The organism is Kitasatospora sp. NPDC056651, from assembly GCF_042792155.1.
Lineage (GTDB): Bacteria > Actinomycetota > Actinomycetes > Streptomycetales > Streptomycetaceae > Kitasatospora.
The window spans coordinates 26,773-50,306 of the sequence record NZ_JBHTWX010000066.1 but is presented as its reverse complement, the minus strand read 5'-3'; the positions used below and the strand labels follow the sequence as shown (position 1 = coordinate 50,306).

The following is a 23,534-nucleotide window of genomic DNA, read 5'->3' as shown; positions in this document are numbered from 1 at the left end:
GGCCCGCGCTTGCGGCGGGCCGGCCTTCCGCTATCCGGATCGGCTCAGAACTCCGTCGGGGTCCAGGCCTGGACCGGGGTGCGGAGCAGCAGGTCGGCCGCGGCTGCCGCGCCGGGGCGGAGTTCGGTGAGGAGGGCGGCCGAGGCGAGCTTCGACGCCGTCTCGGCGCCCAGGTAGAGGGAGCCCAACTGTGAGGCGTCGAGGGCGATGTCGGCGTCGTCGGTGGTGCGGACGCAGCGGCCGGTGCCGTCCTGGGCCGCCTCCAGGGCCCAACGGCCTGACGCGTAGCCGAGCTTGTCGTCGATCTCCAGCACCACCCGGCCGGGGGCGCCGTACGTCCGGGCGGCGAAGGCGGCCTCGACGTCGAGCACCCGGAGCCACAGCATGTCGGAGTTGTCCTCGTGCGGGGTGGCCGCGCGCGGGTCCTGGAGCAGCAGCGGCAGCGGGTCGCTCGGGCCGAGCTTGCGCACGTCGACCCGGGCCACCCAGTCGACCGACAGGACCAGGCGCCAGAGTTCGACGGCGGTGGGCAGGTCGAGGGCGATGAACTCGTCCACGGTGAGCGTGCAGTCGGGGTAGGCGTGGTCCCACTTGTTGGTGATCCGGTAGGTCACCAGGCCGGTGACCGTGCCGTCGGCGTCCCGGTGGACGGCGGCGAACGGTTCCTTGAACTCGTCGCCCGGTACCGGAATCTTCCCGACGTTGCGCTCCCACCGGACCGGGCTGCGGTTGATCGCGCCTGGCTGGGTGCGCCGCCAGCGCTCGTACAGGTCGGCGCCCAGCTCGCGCAGTTCCGCCATGGTCACGAAGTCGATCCGGCCGCCGGGGACGCCCGGCAGGCCGTCGCGCAGGCCCCGGCTACGGCGCAGGTCGATGTTCCAGCCGCCGCCCCGGGTGGCCGGGCCGAAGCCGAACCGGCCGTAGATGTTGTACTCGGCGGCGAGCAGGATGGCGACCGCGCTGCCGCGCCCGGCGGCGGCCGCGAGGTCCCGGCGCATCATCGCGCTGAGCAGGCCGCGGCGGCGGTGGGTGGCGCTCACCGTGACGTTGGTGATGGCATCGGCCGGCACGACGGCCCCGCCGGGGACGGTCAGCTCGGCGTCGAAGCTGCGGAAGGTGGCGATCTGGCGCTCGCCGTCGAATCCGGCCAGCATCCGGCCCGGCTCGAACAGTCGGTGGAGCAGCTCCGACGCGGGGCCCACATCGGGGCGCAGGAAGCCGAAGTTGAGCGCCCGGCTCCACTCCGCCACCTCGTCCGCCGAGACGGCCCGCACCTGGATGCCGCTCACGGTGTCGACGGTCGTGTGATCGATGCTGTTGCCCATGGGGCCACCGTACGGCGGCCGTTGGGAAGTGGCATCCGATTTATTCCGTGCCCGACCCGTGGTGCTCGCCCGGCGTCACCACCCAGTGGTTGACGTGCAGGACGCGGTCGGAGAAGTCCAGGTCCCGGTCGCCGAGCAGCCGGAAGCCCAGCGCCCGGCAGATCCCGTTGGACGGCCCGTTGGTGACCCCCGGGTTGGCGTGCACCTCGCCCCAGCGGCCGTCCTCGGCGGCGGCGTCCAGCACCAGGCGGACGGCCGCCTTGGCGAGGCCGCGCCCCTGGTGCTCGGGCAGCACCATCCAGCCGATCTCGGAGACCGTCTCGCCGTCCTCCTCGTCCGACCAGAGCGTGATCGTGCCCGCCGCCTCGTCGCCGTCGGCGCCGTCCGCGCCGTCCGGCACGATCATCCTGATCCAGGAGCTGTCGGCGGCCACCTCGGCCACGTCCTTGCGCAGCCGCGCCTCCACCGCCGCCTGGGGCAGCGGCCCGCCCAGCTCGGCCATCATCACCGGGTCGCAGCGCATCCGGACGTACGCCTCGACGTCCCCCGCCCGAACATCCCTCAGCCGCACGGTTCCTCCTCGGTGCCGGTCCGGGCGGCCACGCTAGCGCGGCCCACTGACATTGGCGTCCGGCGGCGCGGGCTGGCATCCTCGTGCCGGTTCAGGTACGGACGATTCCGTTTTGGGGGGAACCATGGAGACCGAGTACTCCCGGCAGCTGAAGGACGTCGAGGGCTGGTCCCTGGCCGCGAAGCTCGTCGGCGGGCTGACCGTCGCCGTCTGGCTCTTCGCGCTCTGGCAGGTCTTCGTCCCGGGCAACGGGACCTGTGACGCGCCGGCCTTCTACCAGCCGAAGAGCTTCCACCTGCAGGAGGTCTGCGACTCCGAGGCGATCGGCCGGATCGGCGGCGCGGTCGCGGCGGTCCTGGTGGCCCTGCCGCTCGCAGCGCTCTGGGGCTGGGCCTTCGTGCGGCTGCGTGCGAGCCGTGCGGCGCTGGACGCCATGAGCAACCGGTAGCGGGCGCTGACCGGCGGGCGCCGAACAGGCCGCGATCAACGCGGAGGTCCCCGGGGCGGAACGCCGCCCCGGGGACCTCGGCACAACCGGATCAGCCGTTCTGGTAGTAGCCGAAGACGTCCACGACCAGGTCGAGCGGCCCGTCGCTCTCGTTGAAGAAGTCGACGATGCCGTGGGCCGGCACCGCCTGGGCCATGTTCGGAACCGTCTCGCCACGACGCCAGTTGAGCGTCGAGACGTTCGGCGCCGTCTGCGGGTACGCCGTCCCGTTCTGGTAGGCCTCCCAGGTGTTCCCGTCCCCGCCGATCGACAGGTGCCCGGCGTCGCGGGTGTTGGTGACGGTGGCGTTGAAGACGAACGCCCGGATGTCGTCGCGGTTGGTCAGGTGCAGCGGGACGTAGTAGCGGCCGCCCAGCGGACCGCCGCGCCAGGTCGACGCGTCGCGGGTGTCCAGCAGCCGCTCCGGCTCGACCGGCATGTAGGCGGACCCGCCGTACGAGCCGTAGTAGCCGACCACGTCGACGATCACGTCGGCCGGGGCCCAGGCGCCGTTGTACACCTGGATCCTGCCGTCCGCGCCGACCGGGACGACGACCGCGTTGGCCACGGTCTGCCCGGCGGTGAAGTTGACGTTCGAGGCGGTGGGCAGCGCCTGTCCGCTCGGGTACACCGTCAGGTGGCCGTCGCTGCGCGGGTCGGTGACGGTGATGTTCAGCGCGACCGCGTTGACGCCGGAGTAGGGGATGCCGGGGGCCGAGTCGGCGATCTGCACCGGGATGGAGCGGTAGGCGCCGACCTGGCCGCGCGGCGCGCCGGTGCCGTCCCGGGTGTCGACCAGGCGCCGCGACCCGACCTCGAAGTAGCCGTTGGTGTTGGACTGGGTGAAGTAGCCGGTGATGTCGGCGATCAGGTCCACCGCGCCCCAGCCGCCGTTGTACAGGTCGACGTAGCCGTTCGCGCCGACCGGCACCGTCACCAGGTTCGGGACGGTCTGCCAGGCCTGGTAGTTGACGTTGGAGGTGGCCGGCCGGGTGCCGCCCTCCGGGTAGGCGTCGATGTGGCCCGCCGTCGCCGGGTTGGTGACGGTCACGTTCAGGACGGCCGCGGTGACGCCGGTGGGGATGCCGCCGCTGCCGCCGACCTTCACCCGTGCGGTGCCGCCGGCCGGGATCTTGGCGACGGTCGCGCCGGTGCCGTCGCGGGTGTCCAGCAGCCGCTTGGGCCCGTAGGGGGTGTACCGCGAGCCGAGGGTGCTGACGTTCACCGTGTTGCGGGCGGTGTTCCCGCTGCGGTCGTAGTCGGTGGCGGTGACGGTGTAGTCGCCCAGCTGCTGGTAGCGGTGGACCAGCGTCGACTTCACCGGCTTGTCGCCGGCGAAGTTCACGATGTCCGTGGCGCCGTCGCCCCAGGTGACGTACAGGTCCTGGGCCACCGGCTTGCTGGTCACGTCCACGGACAGCGTGACGCCGTACGCGCTGGTGTTCCGCGCGGTGAGGGCCATGGCCATGCCGGGGTTGGTGCTCAGGTACTTCACCGCGCCCCGGTCGGTCATCGGGCCGTTGCCGAAGAAGTCCGTGGTCAGCGCGCCGGGGGCGTTCGGGTTGGCCGCGCCGATCGCGGTGGAGCCGGGCTGCAGCGCGTAGGCCACGCCGTACTCGTAGCCGCTGCCGACCGTCGACGGGGCCACCGCCTCGACGGTGTCGTGGGCGCCCTGGGGCGTGGCGGCCCGGAACGCGGCGAGCGTCGGGTACGCGGTGCCGGCCCAGCGGTAGGGCCCGGCGCCGTTGGCGACGGCGGAGTAGAAGTCGTTGTAGTCGGTGGTGGTCCCCGCGGCCGACTCGGCGGCCACCGTCACGGCCGGCGCGCCGGAGTCGCAGGCGGCCGCGGTGGTGGACTCCACCAGCAGGTTGTTCTGGATCGACACCGCCGTGGCGGCGCCGTCCACGGCGACTGCCGGGCGGCAGCCGCGCTGGATGGAGTTGCCGGTGACCTTCAGCCCCTGCACCCCGGTGGCGGCGATGCCGGAGGAGGCCAGCAGGTTTCCGGCCAGGGTGACGTCCCGCGCACCGGCGTCGACGGTGATGGCCGTGCCGGCGACCATGATGTCGGGCGACACGTGGGTGCGGGTCACCGCGACCGCGCTGGAGGCGCCGTCGATGGCGATGCCGACGCTGGCGGCGCTGCCGGCCGAGACGTGGTTGGAGTCGAGGGTGATCCGGCTGGAGCCCTTGACCGCCACGGTGCCCGAGGTGACGTTGGCGCTCAGGTAGAGGTGGCTGATCGTCACGTCGCTGACGCCGTCCAGGGTCAGCGTGGGCTGGTTGCCCGCGGTGACGACCTGCGGGGTGTTGTCGCCGCCGACGATGGTCAGCCCGGAGGTCCGGACGACCACCGATTCCCTGGACTGGGCCGGGTTCCCGTACTCGATCTTGCCGGACACCTTGACGGTGTCGCCGGGCGCGGCCGCGTCGACGGCGTGCTGGAGGCTGCAGAACGGCGTGGCCTGGGCGCCGGTGCCGGTGTCGGTGGTGCAGGTCGAGGCGGTGATGGCGTAGATCGTCCGGCCGGCGGCGCGCGGGGCGGCCGCGGCCTTCGGGGCGGCCGCGGCCTGTGGGGCGGGCCGGTCCTGCACCCGGTAGGACTTGTCCGCCGGGCTGGTGAAGGTCCTGGGCGTGGACGGCCCGGTCCCGGTGAGGGCCGGGGCCTCCACGGCGGGCGGTACGGCGGGCTGGGCCGGGCCGGCGGCGAACGCCTGGCTCGGCAGGAAGGCGAATCCGGCGGCGATGGACGCGGCGGTCGCGATGAGACGGCGGTGGGACACCAACACCCTCTAGGTCTGAAAGTCTGATGATCGCCTTAATGGCCGCGTCAGATTACCGACCTGAGGTAGCGCCAACAAGCGGGATTTCTACGGTGATCGAACTTCGGGACGGACAGCCACCGGTCCTCACGGCCGGGCGTAGAAGTTCGGCGTGCCCATGATCCAGAGACTGGCCTGCTTGATCGGCTTGCCGGCCCGCGGCGCCTCGACCATCTGGTCGTCGCCGATGTACAGCCCGACGTGGAAGATGTCGGCGGCGCGCCCGGTGTCGCTCCAGAAGACCAGGTCGCCGGGGCGCAGGTCGCGGTAGCCGACCGGGGTGCTCTCGGCGTACTGGTCGGCGGCGAAGTGGTTGAGCCGCCGGCCGCCCTCGCGCCAGGCCATCATGGTCAGCCCGGAGCAGTCGTAGCCGCCCGGACCCTCGCCGCCCCAGACGTAGGGCAGGCCGATCTTGGACTTGGCGAAGGCGACGGCGGCGGCCGCGCCCTCGGCCGACCACGGGCGGGCGGGCGGCGGCGGCAGGGCCTGCGCGGCCTTGGCGGCGGCCTCCTCGGCCTCCCGGGCGGCCTGTTCGGCGGCGGCGCGGGCGGCCGCCTCGGCCTCACGGGCGGCGATCGCCTCCAGGGCCTCGCGGCGTTCACGCTCCAGCTCGACGGTGGTGTCCCGGGCGACGGCCAGCTCGGCGAGCAGCCGCTCGCGGCGCCGGTCGGCGGCGGCCACCTCGCCCTGCTGGGCGGCCAGCCGCTGCTCCGCCCGGAGCTTGGCCGCGCCGACCTCGGCGGCGGCCTTCCCGGCCGCCCCGGTGGCGGCCCGGGCGGCGGCGGAGGCGGTACGGGCGGCGGCGGCCGTGGAGGTGGCGGCGTCCAGGATCTGCCGGGTGCGCTCGCTGACCTGGCCGATCGCGACGACCCGGTCGCCCGCCTCGCGCGGGCCGTGGGCGCCGAGCAGCGCGTTGAGGGCGGACAGCTCGGCGCCCGCGCCCTGCCGGTACGTCTCGGCGGCGAGCCGGGCCGCGTCCTCGGCGGCGGCCGACCGCTCGGCCTCGGCGGCGGCGGCGCGCAGCGCGGCGGCGGCCTCCTCGGTACGGGCCCGGGCGAACGCGAGCTGGGCGCCGTTGTACGCCTCGACGGCCCGTTCGGTGGCGCGCCCGGCCCGGTCCAGCTCGGCCCGGGCGGCGGTGAGCGCGGCCTCCAGGGCGTCCACCGAGGACGCCTTGCCGTCGGCCTCGGCGCGGGCCCGGTCGATCTCCTCGGTGGTCGGGTACGGCTCCTCGCCGCCGGCCCGGCCCGCCGAGGAACCGGGGTCCGCCGGGGCCGGGTCCGCCGGGACGGCCCGGGCGGCGGGGAGCAGCCCGAGCACGGCGGTGAGGGACAGCAGGAGGGTCAGCAGGAGCCTGCGCGCCACGGGACATCCCCTTCTGACGGGTCCGGAGGGGACGGCGTCGGACGGTGCGGCCTCGGGGGGGTGCTCGGCGGACCGGCAGACGGCGGTGCCGGGAGGGGGTGACACCGGGAGGGGGTGGCACCAAGAAGGGGAGGCGGAAGTCCGATGAATCATCCCATCACGTGACAGAACGGTCACATGACGCTCATGTTCTCAATTCCGGCGGGCTTCACACCTGGAACATGCGCCGCCGGTCGAGTGACTGTCAGATCATCTGATGAATCGCCGGTTCCAGGAACCCCCGAACGGACCCCCCGAACGGACCCCCCGAACGGGCCCGCGTACTACCGGCCGATCCGGCGGGTGTGCGTCCGCAGCCGGGGGTTCCGCTCGGGGCGGCTCTCCAGCCCGGTCGGGCCGACCGCGACGGCCCGGCTGCGCCCGGCCCGGACGGTACGGCGGCGCTGCTGCGCCAGGCGGGAGCGGGCCTCGCCGGCGCCCCCGGCCGCCTGGTCCGCCGCGCCCGCAGGCCGCCCCTCCGCTCCGGCGGCGGCGGCGGCCGAGCGGCGGTCGGCCAGCCTGGCCCGCCGACGGGCCAGCGCCCGGGCGGCGTGCGCGTCCAGGTGGGCGGTGGCCCGGGCGGCCATCCGCTCGGCCACCCGGTGCGCGGCGGGGTGGTTGGCGGGCACCTTGTCGGGGGCCCCGGCGATCAGGTCGAAGAGCCAGGTGCGGGCCCGGTCCGCGCGCCGGTGCAGCAGGCGCTCGCGCCGCAGCGCGCGCGCCCGGCGGCGGGGGCGCTCGGCGTACCGCCAGCGGGCCCACGGACTGCTCGGCCGGGCCAGCCGGATCGCCCCGATCCAGGACAGGCCGGGGACCATGATCCCGAGCAGGCCGGTCCACACCTTGCCCTTGAACAGGGTGATCACCGAGGCCAGGGAGTTCACCGAGATGATCGTGATCAGGCCCCACCTGGTCTCCTCGCCGGGCACCACACCGAGCGGCACGTACCCGACCAGCAGCAGGGAGGTGAACAGGATGCCGAAGATCACCGCGTCCACCGACTTGCGGCCCTGCTCGCTCCAGTACACGTCGTCCAGGTGCAGGATCAGCGCGAACTCGTCCAGCACCAGGCCGCAGCCGATGCCGAAGGCCAGCCCGAACCAGTCCATCCACGGCTGCCCGCCGTAGGTGGCGAACACCCCGATGCCGCCGAGCAGCAGGAAGCCCAGGCCGAAGACCATGTGGTGGATGTGCAGGCCGCCGGGGGTCACGTTGCCGGGCCACCAGCGGACCTGGGCGCGGATCATCCGGACGCTGAACCGGATGAAGACGAAGGAGGTGATGAACCCGACCAGCAGCAGGAACAGCGGTTGCTTGTGCGTGTTGACGATGTGCTCGCGGTAGCTGTCCAGCAGGGTCGTCATGGGTCTTACCTTCGTTCCTGGTCCTGCGTGCTGGAGCCTGCGCGGCGCGGCCCGCGTGCGCGGCGGGCCGGCGCCCGGTCAGAACCCCCGAGTGCGCTTGGCCGCCCGGCGCGGCATCGCCGGGTAGAGCGACGGGCGCTCGCCGCCGACCGGCAGCTTCATGAACAGCCGGGCGATCTCCCCGCCGAGGTTCACCCCGACCGCCAGCGCCATCGCGATCGCCGCCGCCCGGAAGACCGACACCAGGCCGGCGCTGGAGTGCCCCTGGGCGAAGGCGAGCATCCCCAGGTAGAGCGCCGAACCGGGCATCAGCGGGCCGATCGCGGCGGTCACGTACGGCAGCGCCGAACCGTTTCGGTAGCGCGCCATCAGCTGGCCGAAGAGGCCGACCAGCCCGGCCGCCACACCGGTCGCCGCGATCGGGTTGACGCCCGCGTTGTACACCAGCGCGCCGTAGCTGGCCCAGCCGATGCCGCTGTTGACCGTGACCAGGGCCAGCGAGCGGCGGTCGGTCTGGAGCAGCGTCGCGAAGGCCAGGGTCAGCAGCATCGCGGCGGCCATCTGGACCGGCGGGTAGTTGACGCCCACCAGGCTCTCGTCGGGGCGCAGGTTCGCCTCGAAGCCGACCCCCAGGTAGAGGATCACCATCACCCCGATCACGATGCCCGCGACCAGGTAGACCACTTCCAGCAGCCGGGCCGCGGCGGTGATGTAGAAGCCGGTCAGGCCGTCCTGCACGGCGGCGACCAGGGCCCGCCCGGGCAGCAGGGCGAACAGTCCACCCGTGATCACGACCGAGCCGCGCAGGCCCCAGTCGTTGAGCGAGAGGATGATCCCGGAGGCGGCGGCCGGCATCGCGGCCGCCACGAACTGGTAGAACTCCGGCAGTCGGCGCTTGGCCAGCGCCGAGGCCAGCCGGTCGCCGAGGACGGCCGCGACGAAGGCGCTCACGAACACCAGCCAGCCCTTGTCGTCCGCCTTCCCGCCGACCAGGAAGGTCGCCGCGCCGGCCAGCAGGCCGGTGGTCAGGGCGAGGAACCAGGCCGGGTACGGGTGCCGGTTGCGGCGGATCAGGGCCAGCCGGCGGTAGGCGTCGTTGACCGACACCTTCTCCGCGGTGATGTCCGCGACCAGCTCGTACACCGCGTCGAGCCGGGTGTAGTCGGAGGTGCGGCGGCGCACCACCCGGTCGGCGGTGACCGGGGGCTCGACCAGCGAGGGCTGGTACGAGATGCCGATCAGGGTGAAGGTGACCTGCGGCTCGCAGCGGTCCAGGCGGTAGGCGTGCGCGATGCCGAGCATCGCCGCCTCGACGTCCTCGGCGGCCTCGCCGCTGGCCAGCAGCAGCTCGCCGATGCGCAGCGTCAGGTCGAGGATGCGCGGGACGTTGCGGGTGACGGCCGACGAGGGGTGCATCTCGCGGGCGGTGCGCTCGAAGGCGGGGCGCTCGGACATCGGGGTGCGCAGCAGCGTGCGCATCCGGTCCGGCCAGGGCGCCTCGCCGGGGGCGCCGACGGTCAGGTCCGGGATCGGGATGCCGGCGGGCGGGGTGTAGCCGGCCGCCCGCCACTCCTCGGGGGTGAGGGTGTCCTCGGCCACCGAGCGGCGGCGGACCGGGCGCTCGGCCTCGGGGCGGGCCGCCGGCTCGGGCTCGGGGGCCAGCAGGCCCCTGGTCTCCGGGACGGGCGGGGCGAGCGGGACGACGGTGGTGGGCTCGACCGGCGGCGCGGGGTGACCGAGCAGACCCTCGGTGGGCGGCGCGTCGGCGGGGTGCACCGGCTTCGGGAGCGCCTGCCGCGTCTGTCGTACCGCCCGGCCTCCCCTCGCCCGCTTGCCCGCACCCGGTCGGCCCCGCTTAGGCACTTCCGCTCCTTGCCGCCCCTGGTGGCCCTCGGCCACCGTTCGATCTCGGGTTACACCTTGCCTGATCAGGACGCCTGACGCACATGTACGCGACGTCCCGTGGAAGGTGCGGCGAGCGCCTACCCGGCGCGGTGGTCCGCGGCGGAGCGGCCGGCGCGGCGGGCCCGCAGCAGTTCGATCGCCACCGGGACCACCGAGACCAGCACGATGCCGACCAGGATGGCCTCGATGTTGTCCCGGACGAACGGGATCTGCCCCAGGAAGTAGCCGAGCACGGTGACGCCGCCGCCCCACAGCACGCCGCCGACCAGGTTGAACACCACGAAGCCGCGGTAGTTCATCCTGCTCACGCCGGCCACGACCGGGGTGAAGGTGCGGACGATCGGCACGAAGCGGGCCAGCACGATCGCCTTGGGGCCGTGCCGGTCGAAGAAGGCCGCGGCCTTCTCCACGTTCTCCTGCTTGAAGATCCGGGAGTCGGGGCGGCGGAAGAGGCTCGGGCCGACCTTGCGGCCGAAGAGGTAGCCGACCTGGTCCCCGGCCATGGCGGCGACCACGACCAGCGCGCAGACCAGCCAGAGCGGCTGGTGCAGGTAGGTGCCGCCGGCCACCAGCAGACCGGTGGTGAACAGCAGCGAGTCACCGGGCAGGAAGAAGCCGATCAGCAGGCCGGACTCGGCGAAGACGATGGCCAGGATGCCGATCAGGCCGAAGGTGGAGATCAGGGTGGTCGGATCGAGCCAGGAGGGGCCGAGGGCGAGGCTGGTCACGGTGCGGGCACTCCGGAAGGTCGAGTCTTGGCAATGGAAGGGTAAAGCATTGACAAAGACTCGACCGGGGGCCGTACGGTCGGGGCGCGCGGTCGAGGGCGCGCGGTCGGGGCCTCGCGGTCGGGGGCGGTCAGAGCCCGTAGCGTTCGACGATCTCCTCGTGCCGGTCGAGGTCCACGCCGGCCGCCTTGGCCAGGGCCGGCCAGGCGAGCGGGTGCGGCCAGTCGCCCGTCAGCCGGTGCAGCAGGGCGTCCGCCTCGGCCGCCGAGGCGGTCGGCGGGACGCCGAGGGCGGCGTAGACCCCGGGCAGGGTGTCGCCGTCCTCGGCCGGGTCGGTGATCCGGTACTGGTCCCCGCTGTACGCCCAGAGCGCGTAGCCCTCCTGGACGAGGTCCTCGCGCAGGCGGACCCAGGGATCGTCGCCGGGCCAGCCTCCGTCGATCCAGTACGTGGTGTACCCGGCCGGGTCGAGCAGGGTCAGGAACCCGAAGACCGGGCGCCAGCGCTCCCGCTCCTCCTCCGGGGCGTCCTCGCCGGGCGGGCTCTCCAGCAGGGCCGGGCCGAAGACCACCACGTCGCCGTGGTTGAGCGTCAGGTCCTCGCCGAGCACCGGCAGGATGCGGGCGGTGGCCGGGCCCGTCCGGACGGCGGGCAGGTCGGCCGTCGTGCCGTTGGTACGGGTGGCGCGGATGGTGACCAGCTGCCACCCCTCGTCCACCGGGCCCTCGGGCTCGTCGAACTCGATGTCGAGCAGCGCGCCGGTGGAGCGGACCACGGCCCAGTCCCGGTTGGCGGTGGCCGCGGTGATCAGGTGCCACAGGTCGGGCACCTGGACCGCCCGGTGGCCGCCGTCCTCGTCGGTTCCCTCGGCGGGGCCGCCGTCCTCGTCGGTGCCGTCGGCGGTGGCACCGAGGGGGGTCGCGCGCTCCAGCAGTTCCAGGTAGTACCGCTGCGCGGTGGCGTGGTCGCCCAGCTCGGTCGCGGCGTGGGCGGCGAGGCGGCGGGTGTTGAGCACCTCGTCGTCCAGCGCCAGGATCGCCCGGCACTGCTCCAGTGCCTCGGCCCAGCGGCCCTCGGCACCGGCCCAGCGGGCGCGTATCCAGTGCCCGTCGGCCGGGGCGGTCAGGGAGAGCAGGTCCGCGAGGCGGCGCACCCCCTCGCCGTCCCGGGCCTCGATCAGCATCTCGCCGAGCGCGCCCGTCAGCTCCTCGTCCCCCGGGGTGGCGTCCAGACCCCGCCACAGCAGGTCGGCGGCCGCGCGGGCGTGCCCGAGGCTGCCCAGCACGGTGGCCAGGAGCACCGTCAGGTCGGTGGCGCCGGCCTGCTCACCCCGGTACCGGTCCAGAGCGACGGAGAGCAGGTCGGCGCCGGTCTCGAAGGGCACCCGGGCCTCGGCCAGGTGCGCCGCCAGCTCGCCCGGCGGGACGGGCAGCTCGGGCCGCGGCAGCGCCTCGGCGGCCGTGCGCAGGGCCGCGACCTGCTCCGCCACGCCGTCCGTGCGCCGCAGCCGGGTGAGCTTGCGCTCCCCCGCCGCGGCGAGGGTCAGCGCCACCGTGCGGGCGCCGCGGGCGAGCGCGAGCCGGCCCGCCGTCAGCAGGAGGTCCACGCAGGGGCGGTGCGCGCCGACGTCGTCCAGGTAGCCGACCCAGCCGGCCAGCACGGCGCCCAGCTCGGTGTCGTTCTCCCAGGCGCCGGCCGCGACCAGCAGCTCGACCGTCTGCGTCCAGGCGCCGCGCAGGTCGGCGTGGAGCTCGGCCTCGGACCGCTCGGGCAGCAGGGCGAGCGCCTCCTCGGTGCGACCGAGCCCGGCGAACGCCCGGGCCCGCAGCAGGGCGCCCCAGCGCTCGTCGCGCTCGTCCAGCGGGCTGCCCTGCGCCTGCTCGGCCCGCTCGGCGGTGTCCAGCAGCTCCAGCACCTCCTGGTGCCGGCCCAGCAGGTGCAAGGTGCCGGCCCGGGCCTGCTGGAAGCGGAGCGAGACCTGCTGGCCGGCCGCCCGCATCCGGTTGGCCGCGGAGTCCAGGTAGTCCAGCGCCTCGGCCGCCCGGCCGTCGTCCTCCAGGGCGTCGGAGTACTCGCGGGAGAGGCAGTCGTAGCAGGCCCGGGCGGGCTCGATGCGCTCCAGCGTCTCGCCGACCACGGCGAGGCGCTCGGCGACGTACCCCGGCCCGTCGACCCGGGCGTGGCAGATCGCGAAGTCCTGCACCACGCAGACGGACTGCGGGCAGCTCGCCGTCTCCTCGCGGTGCGCGAAGTCCAGCAGGTCGACCGCCTCGGGCAGCACCGTCTCGCCCTGCTGGCGCTTGTTCAGCAGGTTCTGCATCCGCCAGTGCCGCAGGTAGACCTCGACCCAGGGCAGGCCGAGCGACCGGGCGGCGGCCACCGCCTCCGGGTAGAGCGCGTCCAGCTGCTCGTTGCGCCCCTGGGTGGCGTGCCCGGGCAGCTCCACGATGGCGTCGGCCAGCCGGTGGTGACCGGCCTCGGCCAGCTGCCGGTGGGCGTCCCGCACCCAGGCCCAGATGTCGGTGGTCATTCCCGTTCCCCCTGCGTCGTACTGATGAGTTGTCTACCGCACCCCACTGACAATCCGTCCGTCACGCCTCCTCCGAGAGGGCGCCGGGGCTGTCCGGGACGTCCGGCAGGCCGGCCGGCACGGCGGCGGTCAGGGCGGAGACCGCGGTGCCGATGCCGGCCAGCGCGGCGGTCAGGTCGCCCTCGGAGGGACCGGCCGAGGCCGCGGCCATGATCACCTTGAGCGAGCGGAGCAGCCCGGCCGCGGTCGCGCTGCCGGTGTGGCCGGCCCGGTAGGCGGTGAGCAGGTCCTGGACCGCCGGGCTGGCCAGGTTGAGGTAGAGCCGGGCCCGGACCTCGCCGTCGGTGCGGGCGGTGAAGGCCCGGGCCAGCCGCAGGGCGGCGGAGGGGATCCGGGCGTCCGCCTGGTCGTCCTCGATCCGGGCCTTCAGCTCGGCCTCGCGGTCCGGCACCAGCACCAGCGGCAGGCCGGGCGGGTCGAAGCGGGCCGGCACGAGCTGCTCGCCCCGGTCGGCGAGGGCGCCGGCCAGCCAGGCGGACTCGTGCTCCGGCAGCGGGCGCTCCGGGTCGCGGAACAGCTCGCGGTTGCCCTGCTCGCTGCCCAGTTCGACCAGCCGGCAGCCGCGCAGCTGGGCGTAGCGGCGCAGGAACGGCAGGACGGCGTAGCGGTCGCCGCGCGCGATCGGCACCCGCATCGCCCGGTACAGCATCTCCTCGAAGCCGCCGCCGCTGCCCAGCGCGACGTGCACCGCTCCCCCGCCGGCCGCGCGCAGCGCACCGGCCGTGAGGTCGCCCTGGGAGGTGGGCACCGGGACGTCGTCGGCGAGCAGGGTGAACAGCCGCTCGTCGCAGAGCGCGGCGCCGAGCAGGTCCTGGCCGTGCCGGGTGAGGACGCGGCGCCAGGCGGCGGGCCGCAGCCGGGCGGTCTCGTACAGGCCCTCGACGATGGCGTCGGTGAGGGCCCGCTGGAGCGCGCGGTAGTGCTCGTCGCGCTGGAGGTCCTCGCGGCTGGCGGTGGGGGTGAGCCGGCCTGACTCGACCACGCCGCCGATGAACCCGGCCCAGCCGGGCAGCAGGTCGCGGGCGTCCTCGGCGAGCAGCATGCCGCGCAGGTACACGGCGAGGTCGCGGTTGTCGCTGCTGCCGTAGGTGCCGCCGTCCTGGACCCAGAGCAGGCCGACCGCGTCGGTGGCGCCCTCGACCGGCTGGACCGGGAAGGCGGTGAGCGGCTCGAAGCGGCGGCCGAAGGCGGTGGCGAAGCGCATCCGGGCGTCGTACCGGTCGCCGTCGGAGGGGCGGCGCGACGCGTCCCTGCCGGGGGTGGCGGTGGGCGACGGGTCGGCCTGCCGCCAGGGCACCTCGACGGAGTTGACCGGCCGCTCGTCCTCGCCGACGAAGACCGGGATCGGCAGCAGCACGCAGTACCGGCCGAGCACGTCGCGCAGCACGTCCTCGTCGGCGAGGTGGCCGTGCTCGGTCTTGAGCGCCAGCTCGACCACCGTGCCCGGGGCGGGCCGGGCGGGCACCGGCTCGACCCGGTACTGCTCGCCGCCGCGGCTGCGGTAGCGGTGGCCGAGGTGCGGCTCGCGGTGCGAGGTGGTGGTGACGGTGACCTCGTCGGCGACCGAGAAGGCGGAGAGGAAGCCCAGGCCGAAGGCCCCGATCAGCTCCTGGTTGCCGGTCAGTTCGCGCAGCATCCGGGTGTAGCCGGTGCCGACGGTGGCCAGGTAGGAGTGGATCTCGGGTTCGGTGAGGCCGGCCCCGGTGTCCTCGATGGCGACGGTCCGGCGGACGGCGTCGGCGCGCACCCGGATCTGCGGGCGGTGGTCGCCGTCCGGGTCCTCCAGGAGCCGGCGGGTGTGCGAGTCGTGCGCGTTCTGGACCAGTTCGCGCAGGGCGACCAGCGGGGTGGAGTAGAGGTGGGTGGCGAGGACGTTCACCAGGCCGCCGAGATCGACCTCGGTCGTCCGCAGCTCCTCGGCGGGAATGGGCTCGGGCGGGACACCTTCAGACATGGGTCCTCAGTGTGCCAGTGCGACAATCGGGCGACCATTTCTTTCCTCTTATTGCCTACCCCAGGGCGACTTCCTGGGGAAATGACGGAATGCCGTCAACTCGAAATCGACCCGGTCTCCACCATCGGGCGAATTGCCACCCGTTCGGTGGAGTTCGTCCACATCGCCGGTGAATGCTGGGCGGGCGCCGTCAGGCCACGGCCCTCCGGAGCGGCCGCTCCGGGCGCCGCCACCATTCCCACGCCCAGCCAGGGAGACCAGCGTGTCCCGTCATCGCGCAGCCGCAGCCGTCACCGCCCTCGGGGCGTTCCTCCTGGTCGGCCTCGGCGCCGCCACCGCGCACGCCGGCACCGGTGCCGGCTCAGGTGCTGGTTCCGGCTCAGGTTCCGGTGCCGGTACGACCGCCGGCTCCGGGACGGCCGCCCCCGCCACCGGCAGCGCGGTGGACAACGCCGGCTCCGGCAACGTCCTCGGCCCCGTGCACGGCAACGTGGTCAACACCCAGCAGACGGCCACCGGTTCGGGCGCGAGCAACCAGCACAACGGACTCGCGGCCGTCGGCAACACCGGGAACGCCGGCGCCTTCCAGGGCCAGGGCGACATCGGCGTCCAGTTCCACTGACCGGGCGGGAGCGCGGGCGGAGCGCGGGCCCTCGGCGAGCATGGACAGCCGAAGCTACTCCCGATTAACTTGTGGAGCCATCACCAGGCACGTTCCGCCCCGGCCGGCCGTCCCGGCCGGAGCCGTCGAAGGGAGCCCGCCGTGCGCCGCACCGTGTTCACCGAGGACCACGAGGCCTTCCGGGAGACCATCCGGGACTTCATCGCCAACGAGGTCGTCCCGGTCTACGAGAGCTGGGAGGCCGAGGGCCACCCGCCGCGCGACTTCTACCGGCAGCTCGGCGCGCTCGGCGTCTACGGCATCGAGGTGCCGGAGGAGTACGGCGGCGCGGGCGAGAGCGGGTTCAAGTACCAGGCGGTGATCGCCGAGGAGACCGCCCGGGCGGGCGTGAGCTTCGGCTCCTCCGGTGTGCACACCGGCCTGGTCCTGCCGTACCTGCTGGAGTACGCGAACGAGGAGCAGAAGCGGCGCTGGCTGCCCGGCTTCGTCTCCGGCGACATCATGACCGCGATCGCGATGACCGAGCCCGGCGCCGGCTCCGACCTCGCGGGCATCACCACCACCGCCCGGCTCTCCGAGGACGGCACCCACTACGTCCTGAACGGCGCCAAGACCTTCATCACCGGCGGCGTGCTCGCCGACCTCGTCCTGGTGGTCTGCCGCACCGCCCCGCACGACCCGGAGAACCGCCGGGCCGGACTGTCCATCCTCTGCGTGGACACCGCCTCCGAGGGCTACACCGTCGGCCGCAAGCTCCAGAAGATCGGCCTGCGCACCTCGGACACCGCCGAGTTGGCGTTCAGCGACGTCCGGGTGCCGGTGGAGAACCTGCTCGGCGAGGAGGGCCGGGCCTTCTCCTACCTGACCCACAACCTGGTGCAGGAGCGGCTGGCGATCGCCGTCGGCGCGTACGCGGCGGCCGCGGCGGCGGTGCGGTTCGCGGTGCGGTACGTCAAGGACCGCAAGGTGTTCGGCAAGGCCGTGGCCGAGTTCCAGAACACCAAGTTCAGCCTGGCCGACTGCGAGGCCCAGGTGGTGGCGCAGCAGTCGATGGTGGACCGGGCGCTGGAGCTGTACCAGAAGGGCGAGCTGACCGTCGCGGACGCGGCCGCGACGAAGCTGTTCTGCACCGAGTCGGCCTCCACCGTGATCGACAAGTGCCTCCAGCTGCACGGTGGTTACGGCTACATCCTGGAGTACCCGATCGCCCGGCTCTACACCGACAACCGGGTGTTCCGGATCTACGGCGGCACCAGCGAGGTCATGCGCAGCATCATCGCCAAGTCGCTCGGACTGTAGGGGCGTTCGGGCCACCGGGCGTTCGGTCCCGCCGGGGCGTTCGGTCCCGCCGGGTCGTCGACTGGCGGGCCCGGAGGCTCAGTTGGGCGATCCGTGCTCGGCCCGCCAGGCCTCCCAGCCGGCCGTGGACGCCACCCGCGCCTCGCGCAGGGCCCGTTGGGCGAGGGCGGTCGGCGCGGTCTCCAGGCCGCGCACCCAGCTGCGGCCCGCGGTGACCAGCGCCACGCAGACCATCGTGGCCCCGGCCGCGCTGAGCACGGTGCCGATCGCGGTGAGCAGCGCGCCGCCGGTCAGCACCGCGCGGTTGACCTGGAACCCGCTGAAGACTCTCTGGTTGGTCGCCATGCCTCCACGATGCGGGCAGTCGGCGGGGGCCGCACCCCGGACTGCTCCAGGTTGCTCCGGGTGCGGGGCGCCGCCGCGTCCGCGACCCTGGGCACACGGAGCGCTCCCGGAGCGCCCCCGGAGCGAGGAGGAGGCGCGCGGTGCCCGATCTCGAACAGCTCGCCGTGGAGCACGCCGCCCGGGCGGCCGAGAGCCCGCACGGGCGCAGCGCCCATCTGGTCCTGCACGACGGGATCCTGCGGCAGACCGTGATCGCGCTGACCGCGGGCACCGCGCTGGACGAGCACAACCCGCCCACCGCGGGCAGTGTCCAGGTGCTGCGCGGCCGGGTCTCGCTGACCATCGCCGGACGGCGGCTGGAACTCCCGGCCGGACGGCTGGAGCCCGTCCCGCAGGAGCGGCACGGGCTGCTGGCGCACGTCGACTCGGTGGTGCTGCTGACCGCCGTCACGGCGTGAACCGCCCCTGGACTAAGCCGAGTCGAACACGCCTTCGCCGACCAGCCGCAGCCCGCGCAGGAAGTCCTGTCCGCTGGGGGTGAGTTCGGGCGCGGCCAGCCACTGGGCGCAGTAGCCGGTCAGCAGCGCCTGGTAGAAGGCCCCGCGGGCGATGTTCTCCTCGGTCTCCGGCACCTCCGGCAGCCCGCGGAACACCGCGGCCAGGCCGAGCCGGCCGTCCTTCTGCGCCCCCGCGAAGGCGTCCGCCAGTTCGGGGGCGTGCCCGGCCAGGGCGAGTGCCTCGAACTGGGCCGCCCAGAGCCCCCGGTGCTTGACGAAGACGTCCCGCAGGCCGTCCCAGACGGCCGCGAAGCGCGCCGCCGGGTCGTCCGACACCTGGTTGGCGGCGATCACCACCTCGCCCATGGCCTCGCCCATGTCCCCGATCGCCTCGATCATCGCGGCGTTGAGCAGCGCGTCCTTCGAGCCGAAGTGGTAGCCGATCGCGGCCAGGCTGACGCCGGAGGCGGTGGCGATGTCGCGGGCGGTGGTGCGCCCGTAGCCCTTCTCGTACAGGCAGCGCTTGGCACCGGCCATCAGGTCTTCGCGGTTTCCCATGCCCCGATCCTACGGAACTACTGGACGAACGTCTCGAACGTCCGTCTTGCACATCTGTACTAGACAAGCGTCTGACACACCCGTACCGTCTTCCCCATGACCGCAACCACCGGCCGCGCGGGCCGTCGTGAATGGATCGGCCTGGCCGTCCTCCTGCTCCCGACCCTCGTCCTCACCATGGACATGGGCGTGCTCTTCTTCGCCGTCCCGTACATCTCCGCCACGCTGGCGCCGAGCGGCACCCAGCAGCTGTGGATCCTGGACATGTACTCGTTCCTGCTGGCCGGGCTGCTGCTCACGATGGGCGCGCTGGGCGACCGGATCGGCCGCCGCCGGCTGCTGATGATCGGCGCCGCCGGCTTCGCGGGCGCCTCGCTGCTGGCCGCCTGGTCGCAGGACGCCGGCCAGCTGATCGCGGCCCGCGCGGTGCTCGGCGCCACCGGGGCCACCCTGATGCCCTCGACCCTCGCGCTGATCCGCAACATGTTCCACGACGCCAAGCAGCGGCAGCTCGCGCTCGGCCTCTGGGGCGGCGTCCTCACCGCCGGGGCCACCCTCGGCCCGGTCGCCGGCGGCCTGCTGCTGGAGCACTACTGGTGGGGCTCGGCCTTCCTGCCGGCCGTCCCGGTGATGGCCCTGGTCCTGCTGGCCGCGCCCTTCCTGCTCCCCGAGTACCGCTCCGGCAGGCGCACCGGCCGCTTCGACCTGCTCGGCGCCGCGCTCTCGCTGGGCGCGATCCTGCCGCTGGTCTACGGCGTCAAGACCGTCGCCGTCGAGGGCTGGAGCCCGCTGCCCGGGCTCGCGATCGCGGCCGGGCTGCTGATGGCCGCCGCCTTCGTGTGGCGCCAGCGCACCGCCGCCGCCCCGCTGCTCGACCTGAGCCTGTTCCGGATCCGCACCTTCAGCGGCGCGATCAGCGTCAACACCATCGCGATGTTCGCGATGATGGGCTTCTCCCTCTTCACCTCGCAGTACCTCCAGCTGGTCAAGGGCATGAGCCCGCTGACCGCCTCGCTCTGGTCGCTGGTGCCGAGCGTCGGCGTCGGCGCCTCCGTCGGGATCAGCTCGGCGCTGGCCGGCAAGGTCCGCCCGGCGGTGCTGATGGCCGGCGGGTTCCTGATCGGCTCGGCGGGCTTCGCGATGATGACGCAGGTCGGCGCGCACTCCCCGCTGGCGCTCGTCCTCACCGCGGCCGGCGTCCTGGCCGCCGGAACGGTCGGCACCATGACGATGACCGCCGAGATGGTCGTCTCCGCCGCCCCGCCCGAGCAGGCCGGCTCCGCCTCCGCCACCTCCGAGACCGCGGTCGAGCTCGGCAGCTCGCTCGGCATCGCCCTGCTCGGCGCGGCCGGCGCCGCGGTCTACCGCCACCAGCTGGACGGCGCCCTCCCGGCGGGCGTCGAGGGCGAGACCGCCCGGGCCGCCCAGGACACCCTCGGCGGCGCGGTCACCGTCGCCGCCCACCTGCCCGACCGGCTCGGCGCCGAGCTGCTGGAGACCGCCCGCACCGCCTTCACCGACGGCCTGCACGTCGCCGCCGTGGTCGGCCTGATCTTCGCCCTGGGTGCCGCGGCCCTGGCCTACCGCCTGATGCGCCACCTCCCGGCCGCCGCCCCGGCGCCCGCGCCCGCGCCCGAGTCGGAGGACGCGCCGGAGTCGGAGTCGGAGTCCGCGCCCGAGTCCGCGCCCGAGTCCACGCCCGCCGCCGTCTGACCCCGCCCGGCCGGTCCCCGCGCGTCATCGAGAGCCCCCGCCCACCCGGGCGGGGGCTCTCCGCCGTCCCGGGCTCTCCGCCATCCGGGCCCGGGCCCCGACGGCTCCACCCCGGGGTGGAAAGCAGTCGGTCCACCTCCGGGTGGGTGCGGCGGGAGCCCGGTGGGCGGACCGTGGAGGCGTACCCCTCGGATCCGACCGCCGGGAGCCCCAGATGTCCCTGCCCGCCCTCCTCTCCCTCCTCGGCCTGCTCTGCTGGATCGCCTACGAGCTGCTGCTGCGCCGGCGCGAGGACTCCTCCGCCGGGACCTGGCACGCCGACCGCCGCGACCGCGGGTCGACCCGGCTGCTGATCGGCTGCTACCTCGCCTCGGCCCTGGCCGTGGTGCTGTTCGACAGCGCCTCGATCGGCGAACTGCCCGGCTGGGCGCGCTGGTTCGGGGTCGCGGCGGTGGTCGCCGGGCTGGCGCTGCGGGCCTGGGGCATGCGCACCCTGGGCCGCTACTACACCCGCACCCTGCGCACCGTGGACACCCAGCGGCTGGTCCGCACCGGCCCGTACCGGCTGATCCGCCACCCCGGCTACGCCGGCAGCCTGCTGGTCTGGGTGGGCTACGCGCTCGGCACCGGCAGCTGGGCGGCCGCCCTGGTGGTCGCGGCGCTGCTGCTCGCCGCGTACGGCTGGCGGATCTCCGCCGAGGAACGGCTGCTGCTGGACGCCTTCGACGGTGAGTACGAGGAGTACCGCCGGGTGTCGAAGCGCCTGGTGCCGTTCGTCTACTGATCACATCGGCGCGCGGCGGATGTGAACTTCGGCACCCGCATCCGGCCAGGTGAGCGCCCCTTCCCCCGACCGGGCCCCCCACCGCGTCCTCGCGCCCCACTCGAACGGCACCTGGTTTTTGGCCAGCGTTTCCCAGCTGGTGTATCCGTTCGCCGTCAGGTCCAGGCATACTGGCGAGCACGGGCGCTAGCGCCCGCCATGCCTCTAGACAAGAAGGGACCGGTGGCCAGGGATGCTGCGTAACGGTCTTGAGCCCTGGCACATTCTCGTGGTGCTGGCGGTCGTAGTCCTGCTGTTCGGATCGAAGAAGCTGCCGGAGATGGCCCGCGGCCTGGGCAAGTCCATGCGCATCCTGAAGGCCGAGACCAAGGCCATGCGCGAGGACGACACCCCGGCGGACGCCGGCACCGCGCAGAGCACCGCCCAGAGCACCGACCGCCCGGCCGTCACGCCGACCAACGTGACCAAGGCCACCGACGGCACCGACGCCAAGCGGCCCGAGACGGCCGCCTGAGTCACCCCGTTCCTCCGGAGAGCCCCTGGTGAACCACCAGGGGCTCTCCGCTGTTCCGGCCCACTCCGCCGGCGGTGCGTTCGACTGGCCGTCCGATCTGATCCGTTGTCTCCTGGTACGCACCCACCGGAGGAACGGAGTCCCGGCATGCCGACCGACCAGCCCGCCGGCGAGCGTCCTGGCGAGCGTCAAGGCGGGGCGGACGACGAAATCGCCGAGCTGCGGGCCCGGCTGGACGCCGTCGAGGACCAGGAGACGCGACTCGCCCGCCAGTTGGCGGCCGGGCCGGCACAAGAGCCGCCGGGCCCGCCCCGCCGCCGGGTGCGCTCCTTCCTCGCCGCGCTGCTGATCGTGCTCGCCTGTGTGCTCACCCCGCTGAGCGCCCTCGCCCTCTGGGCGAGGGCCGAGATCAGCGACACCGACCGCTACCTGGCGACGATGGCCCCGCTCGCCCGGGACCCCCGGGTCAAGACGGCCGTCACCGACCGGGTGACCGCCGAGATCATGAAGAAGCTCCCCGTCGACTCCCTGTTCGGCGGCACCCCCCTGGGTGGCATCGGCCAGGCCCTCGACGAGGGGCTCACCGGGTTCGTCCACGGCCAGGTCGAGCGGTTCGTGGACAGCGACGCCTTCGCCGCCGTCTGGACGGACGTCAACCGGAGCGCGCACGGCGCGGTCGAGAAGATGGTGACCGGGCAGGGCGGCGGCGCCGTCGAGGTGCGGGACGACACCGTGCTGCTCGACCTCGCCCCGGTGATCGCCCGGGTGAAGGCCGCGCTGGTCGAGCAGGGGATCCCGCTGGCCTCCCGGATCCCGGAGATCCACACCTCCTACCCGCTGGTGCACTCCGACGCCCTCCCCGAGGTCCGCACCACCCTGCGGGTCCTGGACCTGGCCGGCTTCTGGGTGCCGGTGCTGGCCGGCGCCTGCGCGCTCGGCGGGGTGCTGCTCGCCCGGCGGCGGCGCCGGGCGGTCGTGGCCGCGGCCCTGGGCATGGCGGGCGGGGCGCTGCTGCTGGGCATCGGGCTGAGCGTGTTCCGGGCCCTGTACCTGGACGGACTCCCGGCCGACGTGGACCAGCCGGCCGCCCAGGCGGTGTACGACGCCCTGGTGCGCTACCTGCACTCCGCCGTCCGGGTGGTGGTCACGCTCGGCCTGCTGGTCGCGCTCGGCGCCTGGATCAGCGGCGACGGACGGTGGGCGCGCACCCTCCGGGGCGGCTGGCGCGCCGGGCTGGGCGCGGTGCGGCGGGTGGCGGAACGGGCCGGGCTGCGACTCGGACCGGTCGGCCGGTTCGTCCACCGCCGGAAGGCCGTACTGGGCTGGCTGGCGGTCGCGCTCACGGCGCTGGCCTTCGTGCTGTGGAGCCACCCGACGGTGCTGGTGACGCTCTGTCTGGCGCTCGGGCTGGTCGCCGTCCTGGCGGTGCTGGAGCTGCTGGACGAACCGGGGCGGGATGAGGAAGCAGGGCGGCCTGAAGGAGGAGCCCGGGTCTCGCCCTGAAGGACGATCACGCGGGCCCCCGGGGCTTCTGGGGTCGGCGGGGTGTGGGGAACGACGTGGAGGGGCGCGCGGCTGCTGCGGCCCGCGCTGATCGCCTCCGGGCTGGGGTACCTGCTGCTGGCGGGCCGTCCGGAGACGCTGACGGCGGCGGAGTGGGCCGTCGCCGCGGCCGCGCTGCTGCTGGCCGCGCTCGGCGGGCGCCGGCCGCTCGCGGTGGCGCCCGGGCAGTGCGCGCTGACCGTGCCCGCCGTGGCGCACACCGTCGAGGTGGAGGTGAAGGTCGGGGTGGCGGCGGCCTTCTTCGACCTGGCCGTACGGCGGTGGGGCGGGGCGGTTCACCGGGCGGGAGAGCGAGGTGCTGCGGCACCTCGCGGACGGGCTGTCGAACGCGGAGATCGCCGGGCGGATGCACCTGGGGGTGACCGCGGTGAAGACCCATGTGTCCAACCTGATGACCAAGACCGGCAGCCCCAACCGGGTACGGCTCGCGGTGCTGGCCATCCAGCGGGGGCTGGCCTGACTCCGCCGACCGGAGCAGGCGGGCGGGCAG

General features: G+C 74.2%; 19 protein-coding genes and 1 pseudogene. 9 read left to right on the top strand and 11 right to left on the bottom strand.

Annotated features, from left to right (window positions below; all coding sequences use genetic code 11):
• Positions 1–44: 44 nt before the first annotated feature.
• Positions 45–1,325 carry a GNAT family N-acetyltransferase gene (locus tag ACFRAR_RS24280; protein WP_380700273.1) on the bottom strand — a complete coding sequence of 427 codons (1,281 nt, stop codon included), beginning with the start codon at positions 1,323–1,325 and terminating at the stop codon, positions 45–47.
• 40 nt (positions 1,326–1,365) lie between these two features.
• Positions 1,366–1,896 carry a GNAT family N-acetyltransferase gene (locus tag ACFRAR_RS24275; protein ID WP_380700272.1) on the bottom strand — a complete coding sequence of 177 codons (531 nt, stop codon included), beginning with the start codon at positions 1,894–1,896 and terminating at the stop codon, positions 1,366–1,368.
• Between the two features lie 124 nt (positions 1,897–2,020).
• Here ACFRAR_RS24275 and ACFRAR_RS24270 point away from each other — a divergent pair, with 124 nt between their 5' ends.
• Positions 2,021–2,344: a hypothetical protein gene (locus tag ACFRAR_RS24270; protein WP_380700271.1), complete on the top strand. Its 324-nt coding sequence runs from the start codon at positions 2,021–2,023 to the stop codon at positions 2,342–2,344.
• Positions 2,345–2,435: 91 nt separating this feature from the next.
• Here the strand turns inward: ACFRAR_RS24270 and ACFRAR_RS24265 are convergent, their stop codons facing one another.
• The 7 genes from ACFRAR_RS24265 to ACFRAR_RS24235 all read right to left on the bottom strand — a co-directional run bounded on the left by ACFRAR_RS24265 (position 2,436) and on the right by ACFRAR_RS24235 (position 15,149).
• Complete coding sequence (locus ACFRAR_RS24265) at positions 2,436–5,165, bottom strand: hypothetical protein (protein ID WP_380700270.1); 2,730 nt, start codon at positions 5,163–5,165, stop codon at positions 2,436–2,438.
• Positions 5,166–5,291: 126 nt separating this feature from the next.
• A complete protein-coding gene (locus ACFRAR_RS24260; RefSeq protein WP_380700269.1) occupies positions 5,292–6,569 on the bottom strand; it encodes a C40 family peptidase in 1,278 nt (425 codons plus the stop codon).
• Positions 6,570–6,892: 323 nt separating this feature from the next.
• Positions 6,893–7,972 (bottom strand): hypothetical protein, encoded by a 1,080-nt coding sequence (locus tag ACFRAR_RS24255; RefSeq protein ID WP_380700268.1) that lies wholly within the window; start codon positions 7,970–7,972, stop codon positions 6,893–6,895.
• 78 nt (positions 7,973–8,050) lie between these two features.
• Positions 8,051–9,835, bottom strand: a complete 1,785-nt coding sequence (locus ACFRAR_RS24250; RefSeq protein ID WP_380700267.1) for a threonine/serine exporter family protein — start codon at positions 9,833–9,835, stop codon at positions 8,051–8,053.
• Between the two features lie 119 nt (positions 9,836–9,954).
• A complete protein-coding gene (locus ACFRAR_RS24245) occupies positions 9,955–10,605 on the bottom strand; it encodes a DedA family protein (RefSeq protein WP_380700266.1) in 651 nt (216 codons plus the stop codon).
• A gap of 130 nt (positions 10,606–10,735) precedes the next feature.
• Entirely contained in the window at positions 10,736–13,135 is a 2,400-nt protein-coding gene (locus ACFRAR_RS24240) for a hypothetical protein (protein ID WP_380700265.1), read from the bottom strand.
• A 61-nt stretch (positions 13,136–13,196) separates the two neighbouring features.
• Positions 13,197–15,149: an ATP-binding protein gene (locus ACFRAR_RS24235; RefSeq protein ID WP_380700264.1), complete on the bottom strand. Its 1,953-nt coding sequence runs from the start codon at positions 15,147–15,149 to the stop codon at positions 13,197–13,199.
• A 262-nt stretch (positions 15,150–15,411) separates the two neighbouring features.
• Here ACFRAR_RS24235 and ACFRAR_RS24230 point away from each other — a divergent pair, with 262 nt between their 5' ends.
• Positions 15,412–15,771, top strand: coding sequence for a hypothetical protein (locus ACFRAR_RS24230; RefSeq protein WP_380700263.1), 360 nt, complete (start codon positions 15,412–15,414; stop codon positions 15,769–15,771).
• Positions 15,772–15,912: 141 nt separating this feature from the next.
• Positions 15,913–17,070, top strand: a complete 1,158-nt coding sequence (locus tag ACFRAR_RS24225) for an acyl-CoA dehydrogenase family protein (RefSeq protein ID WP_380700262.1) — start codon at positions 15,913–15,915, stop codon at positions 17,068–17,070.
• A 78-nt stretch (positions 17,071–17,148) separates the two neighbouring features.
• Here ACFRAR_RS24225 and ACFRAR_RS24220 read toward each other — a convergent pair whose 3' ends face one another.
• Positions 17,149–17,415 carry a hypothetical protein gene (locus ACFRAR_RS24220; protein WP_380700261.1) on the bottom strand — a complete coding sequence of 89 codons (267 nt, stop codon included), beginning with the start codon at positions 17,413–17,415 and terminating at the stop codon, positions 17,149–17,151.
• A gap of 140 nt (positions 17,416–17,555) precedes the next feature.
• Between ACFRAR_RS24220 and ACFRAR_RS24215 the strand changes: the two genes are divergently transcribed.
• Positions 17,556–17,873 carry a cupin gene (locus tag ACFRAR_RS24215; RefSeq protein WP_380700260.1) on the top strand — a complete coding sequence of 106 codons (318 nt, stop codon included), beginning with the start codon at positions 17,556–17,558 and terminating at the stop codon, positions 17,871–17,873.
• A gap of 12 nt (positions 17,874–17,885) precedes the next feature.
• On the opposite strand, the gene ACFRAR_RS24210 is transcribed toward ACFRAR_RS24215, so the two are convergent.
• A complete protein-coding gene (locus tag ACFRAR_RS24210; protein ID WP_380700259.1) occupies positions 17,886–18,470 on the bottom strand; it encodes a TetR/AcrR family transcriptional regulator in 585 nt (194 codons plus the stop codon).
• A 96-nt stretch (positions 18,471–18,566) separates the two neighbouring features.
• Between ACFRAR_RS24210 and ACFRAR_RS24205 the strand changes: the two genes are divergently transcribed.
• From ACFRAR_RS24205 to ACFRAR_RS24185, 5 genes and pseudogenes are all read left to right on the top strand, one after another.
• Positions 18,567–20,183, top strand: coding sequence for an MFS transporter (locus ACFRAR_RS24205; RefSeq protein ID WP_380700258.1), 1,617 nt, complete (start codon positions 18,567–18,569; stop codon positions 20,181–20,183).
• Between the two features lie 214 nt (positions 20,184–20,397).
• On the top strand, positions 20,398–20,967 hold the full coding sequence (locus tag ACFRAR_RS24200) for a methyltransferase family protein (RefSeq protein ID WP_380700256.1): 570 nt from the start codon (positions 20,398–20,400) through the stop codon (positions 20,965–20,967).
• A gap of 232 nt (positions 20,968–21,199) precedes the next feature.
• Positions 21,200–21,481, top strand: a complete 282-nt coding sequence (gene tatA, locus ACFRAR_RS24195; RefSeq protein WP_380700255.1) for a Sec-independent protein translocase subunit TatA — start codon at positions 21,200–21,202, stop codon at positions 21,479–21,481.
• Between the two features lie 147 nt (positions 21,482–21,628).
• Entirely contained in the window at positions 21,629–22,984 is a 1,356-nt protein-coding gene (locus tag ACFRAR_RS24190; RefSeq protein ID WP_380700254.1) for a hypothetical protein, read from the top strand.
• Between the two features lie 346 nt (positions 22,985–23,330).
• Positions 23,331–23,504: pseudogene (locus ACFRAR_RS24185) on the top strand (response regulator transcription factor); the annotation flags it as partial.
• Positions 23,505–23,534 lie beyond the last annotated feature (30 nt).

What these genes read in the sequence shown, in the direction of transcription:
- ACFRAR_RS24200 (WP_380700256.1), top strand. Translation starts at nt 20,398, where the DNA reads ATGTCCCTGCCCGCCCTCCTCTCCCTCCTCGGCCTGCTCTGCTGGATC.
- ACFRAR_RS24190 (WP_380700254.1), top strand. Translation starts at nt 21,629, where the DNA reads ATGCCGACCGACCAGCCCGCCGGCGAGCGTCCTGGCGAGCGTCAAGGC.
- ACFRAR_RS24235 (WP_380700264.1), bottom strand. Translation starts at nt 15,149, where the DNA reads ATGTCTGAAGGTGTCCCGCCCGAGCCCATTCCCGCCGAGGAGCTGCGG.
- ACFRAR_RS24280 (WP_380700273.1), bottom strand. Translation starts at nt 1,325, where the DNA reads ATGGGCAACAGCATCGATCACACGACCGTCGACACCGTGAGCGGCATC.
- ACFRAR_RS24240 (WP_380700265.1), bottom strand. Translation starts at nt 13,135, where the DNA reads ATGACCACCGACATCTGGGCCTGGGTGCGGGACGCCCACCGGCAGCTG.
- tatA (WP_380700255.1), top strand. Translation starts at nt 21,200, where the DNA reads ATGCTGCGTAACGGTCTTGAGCCCTGGCACATTCTCGTGGTGCTGGCG.
- ACFRAR_RS24205 (WP_380700258.1), top strand. Translation starts at nt 18,567, where the DNA reads ATGACCGCAACCACCGGCCGCGCGGGCCGTCGTGAATGGATCGGCCTG.
- ACFRAR_RS24210 (WP_380700259.1), bottom strand. Translation starts at nt 18,470, where the DNA reads ATGGGAAACCGCGAAGACCTGATGGCCGGTGCCAAGCGCTGCCTGTAC.
- ACFRAR_RS24220 (WP_380700261.1), bottom strand. Translation starts at nt 17,415, where the DNA reads ATGGCGACCAACCAGAGAGTCTTCAGCGGGTTCCAGGTCAACCGCGCG.
- ACFRAR_RS24255 (WP_380700268.1), bottom strand. Translation starts at nt 7,972, where the DNA reads ATGACGACCCTGCTGGACAGCTACCGCGAGCACATCGTCAACACGCAC.
- ACFRAR_RS24270 (WP_380700271.1), top strand. Translation starts at nt 2,021, where the DNA reads ATGGAGACCGAGTACTCCCGGCAGCTGAAGGACGTCGAGGGCTGGTCC.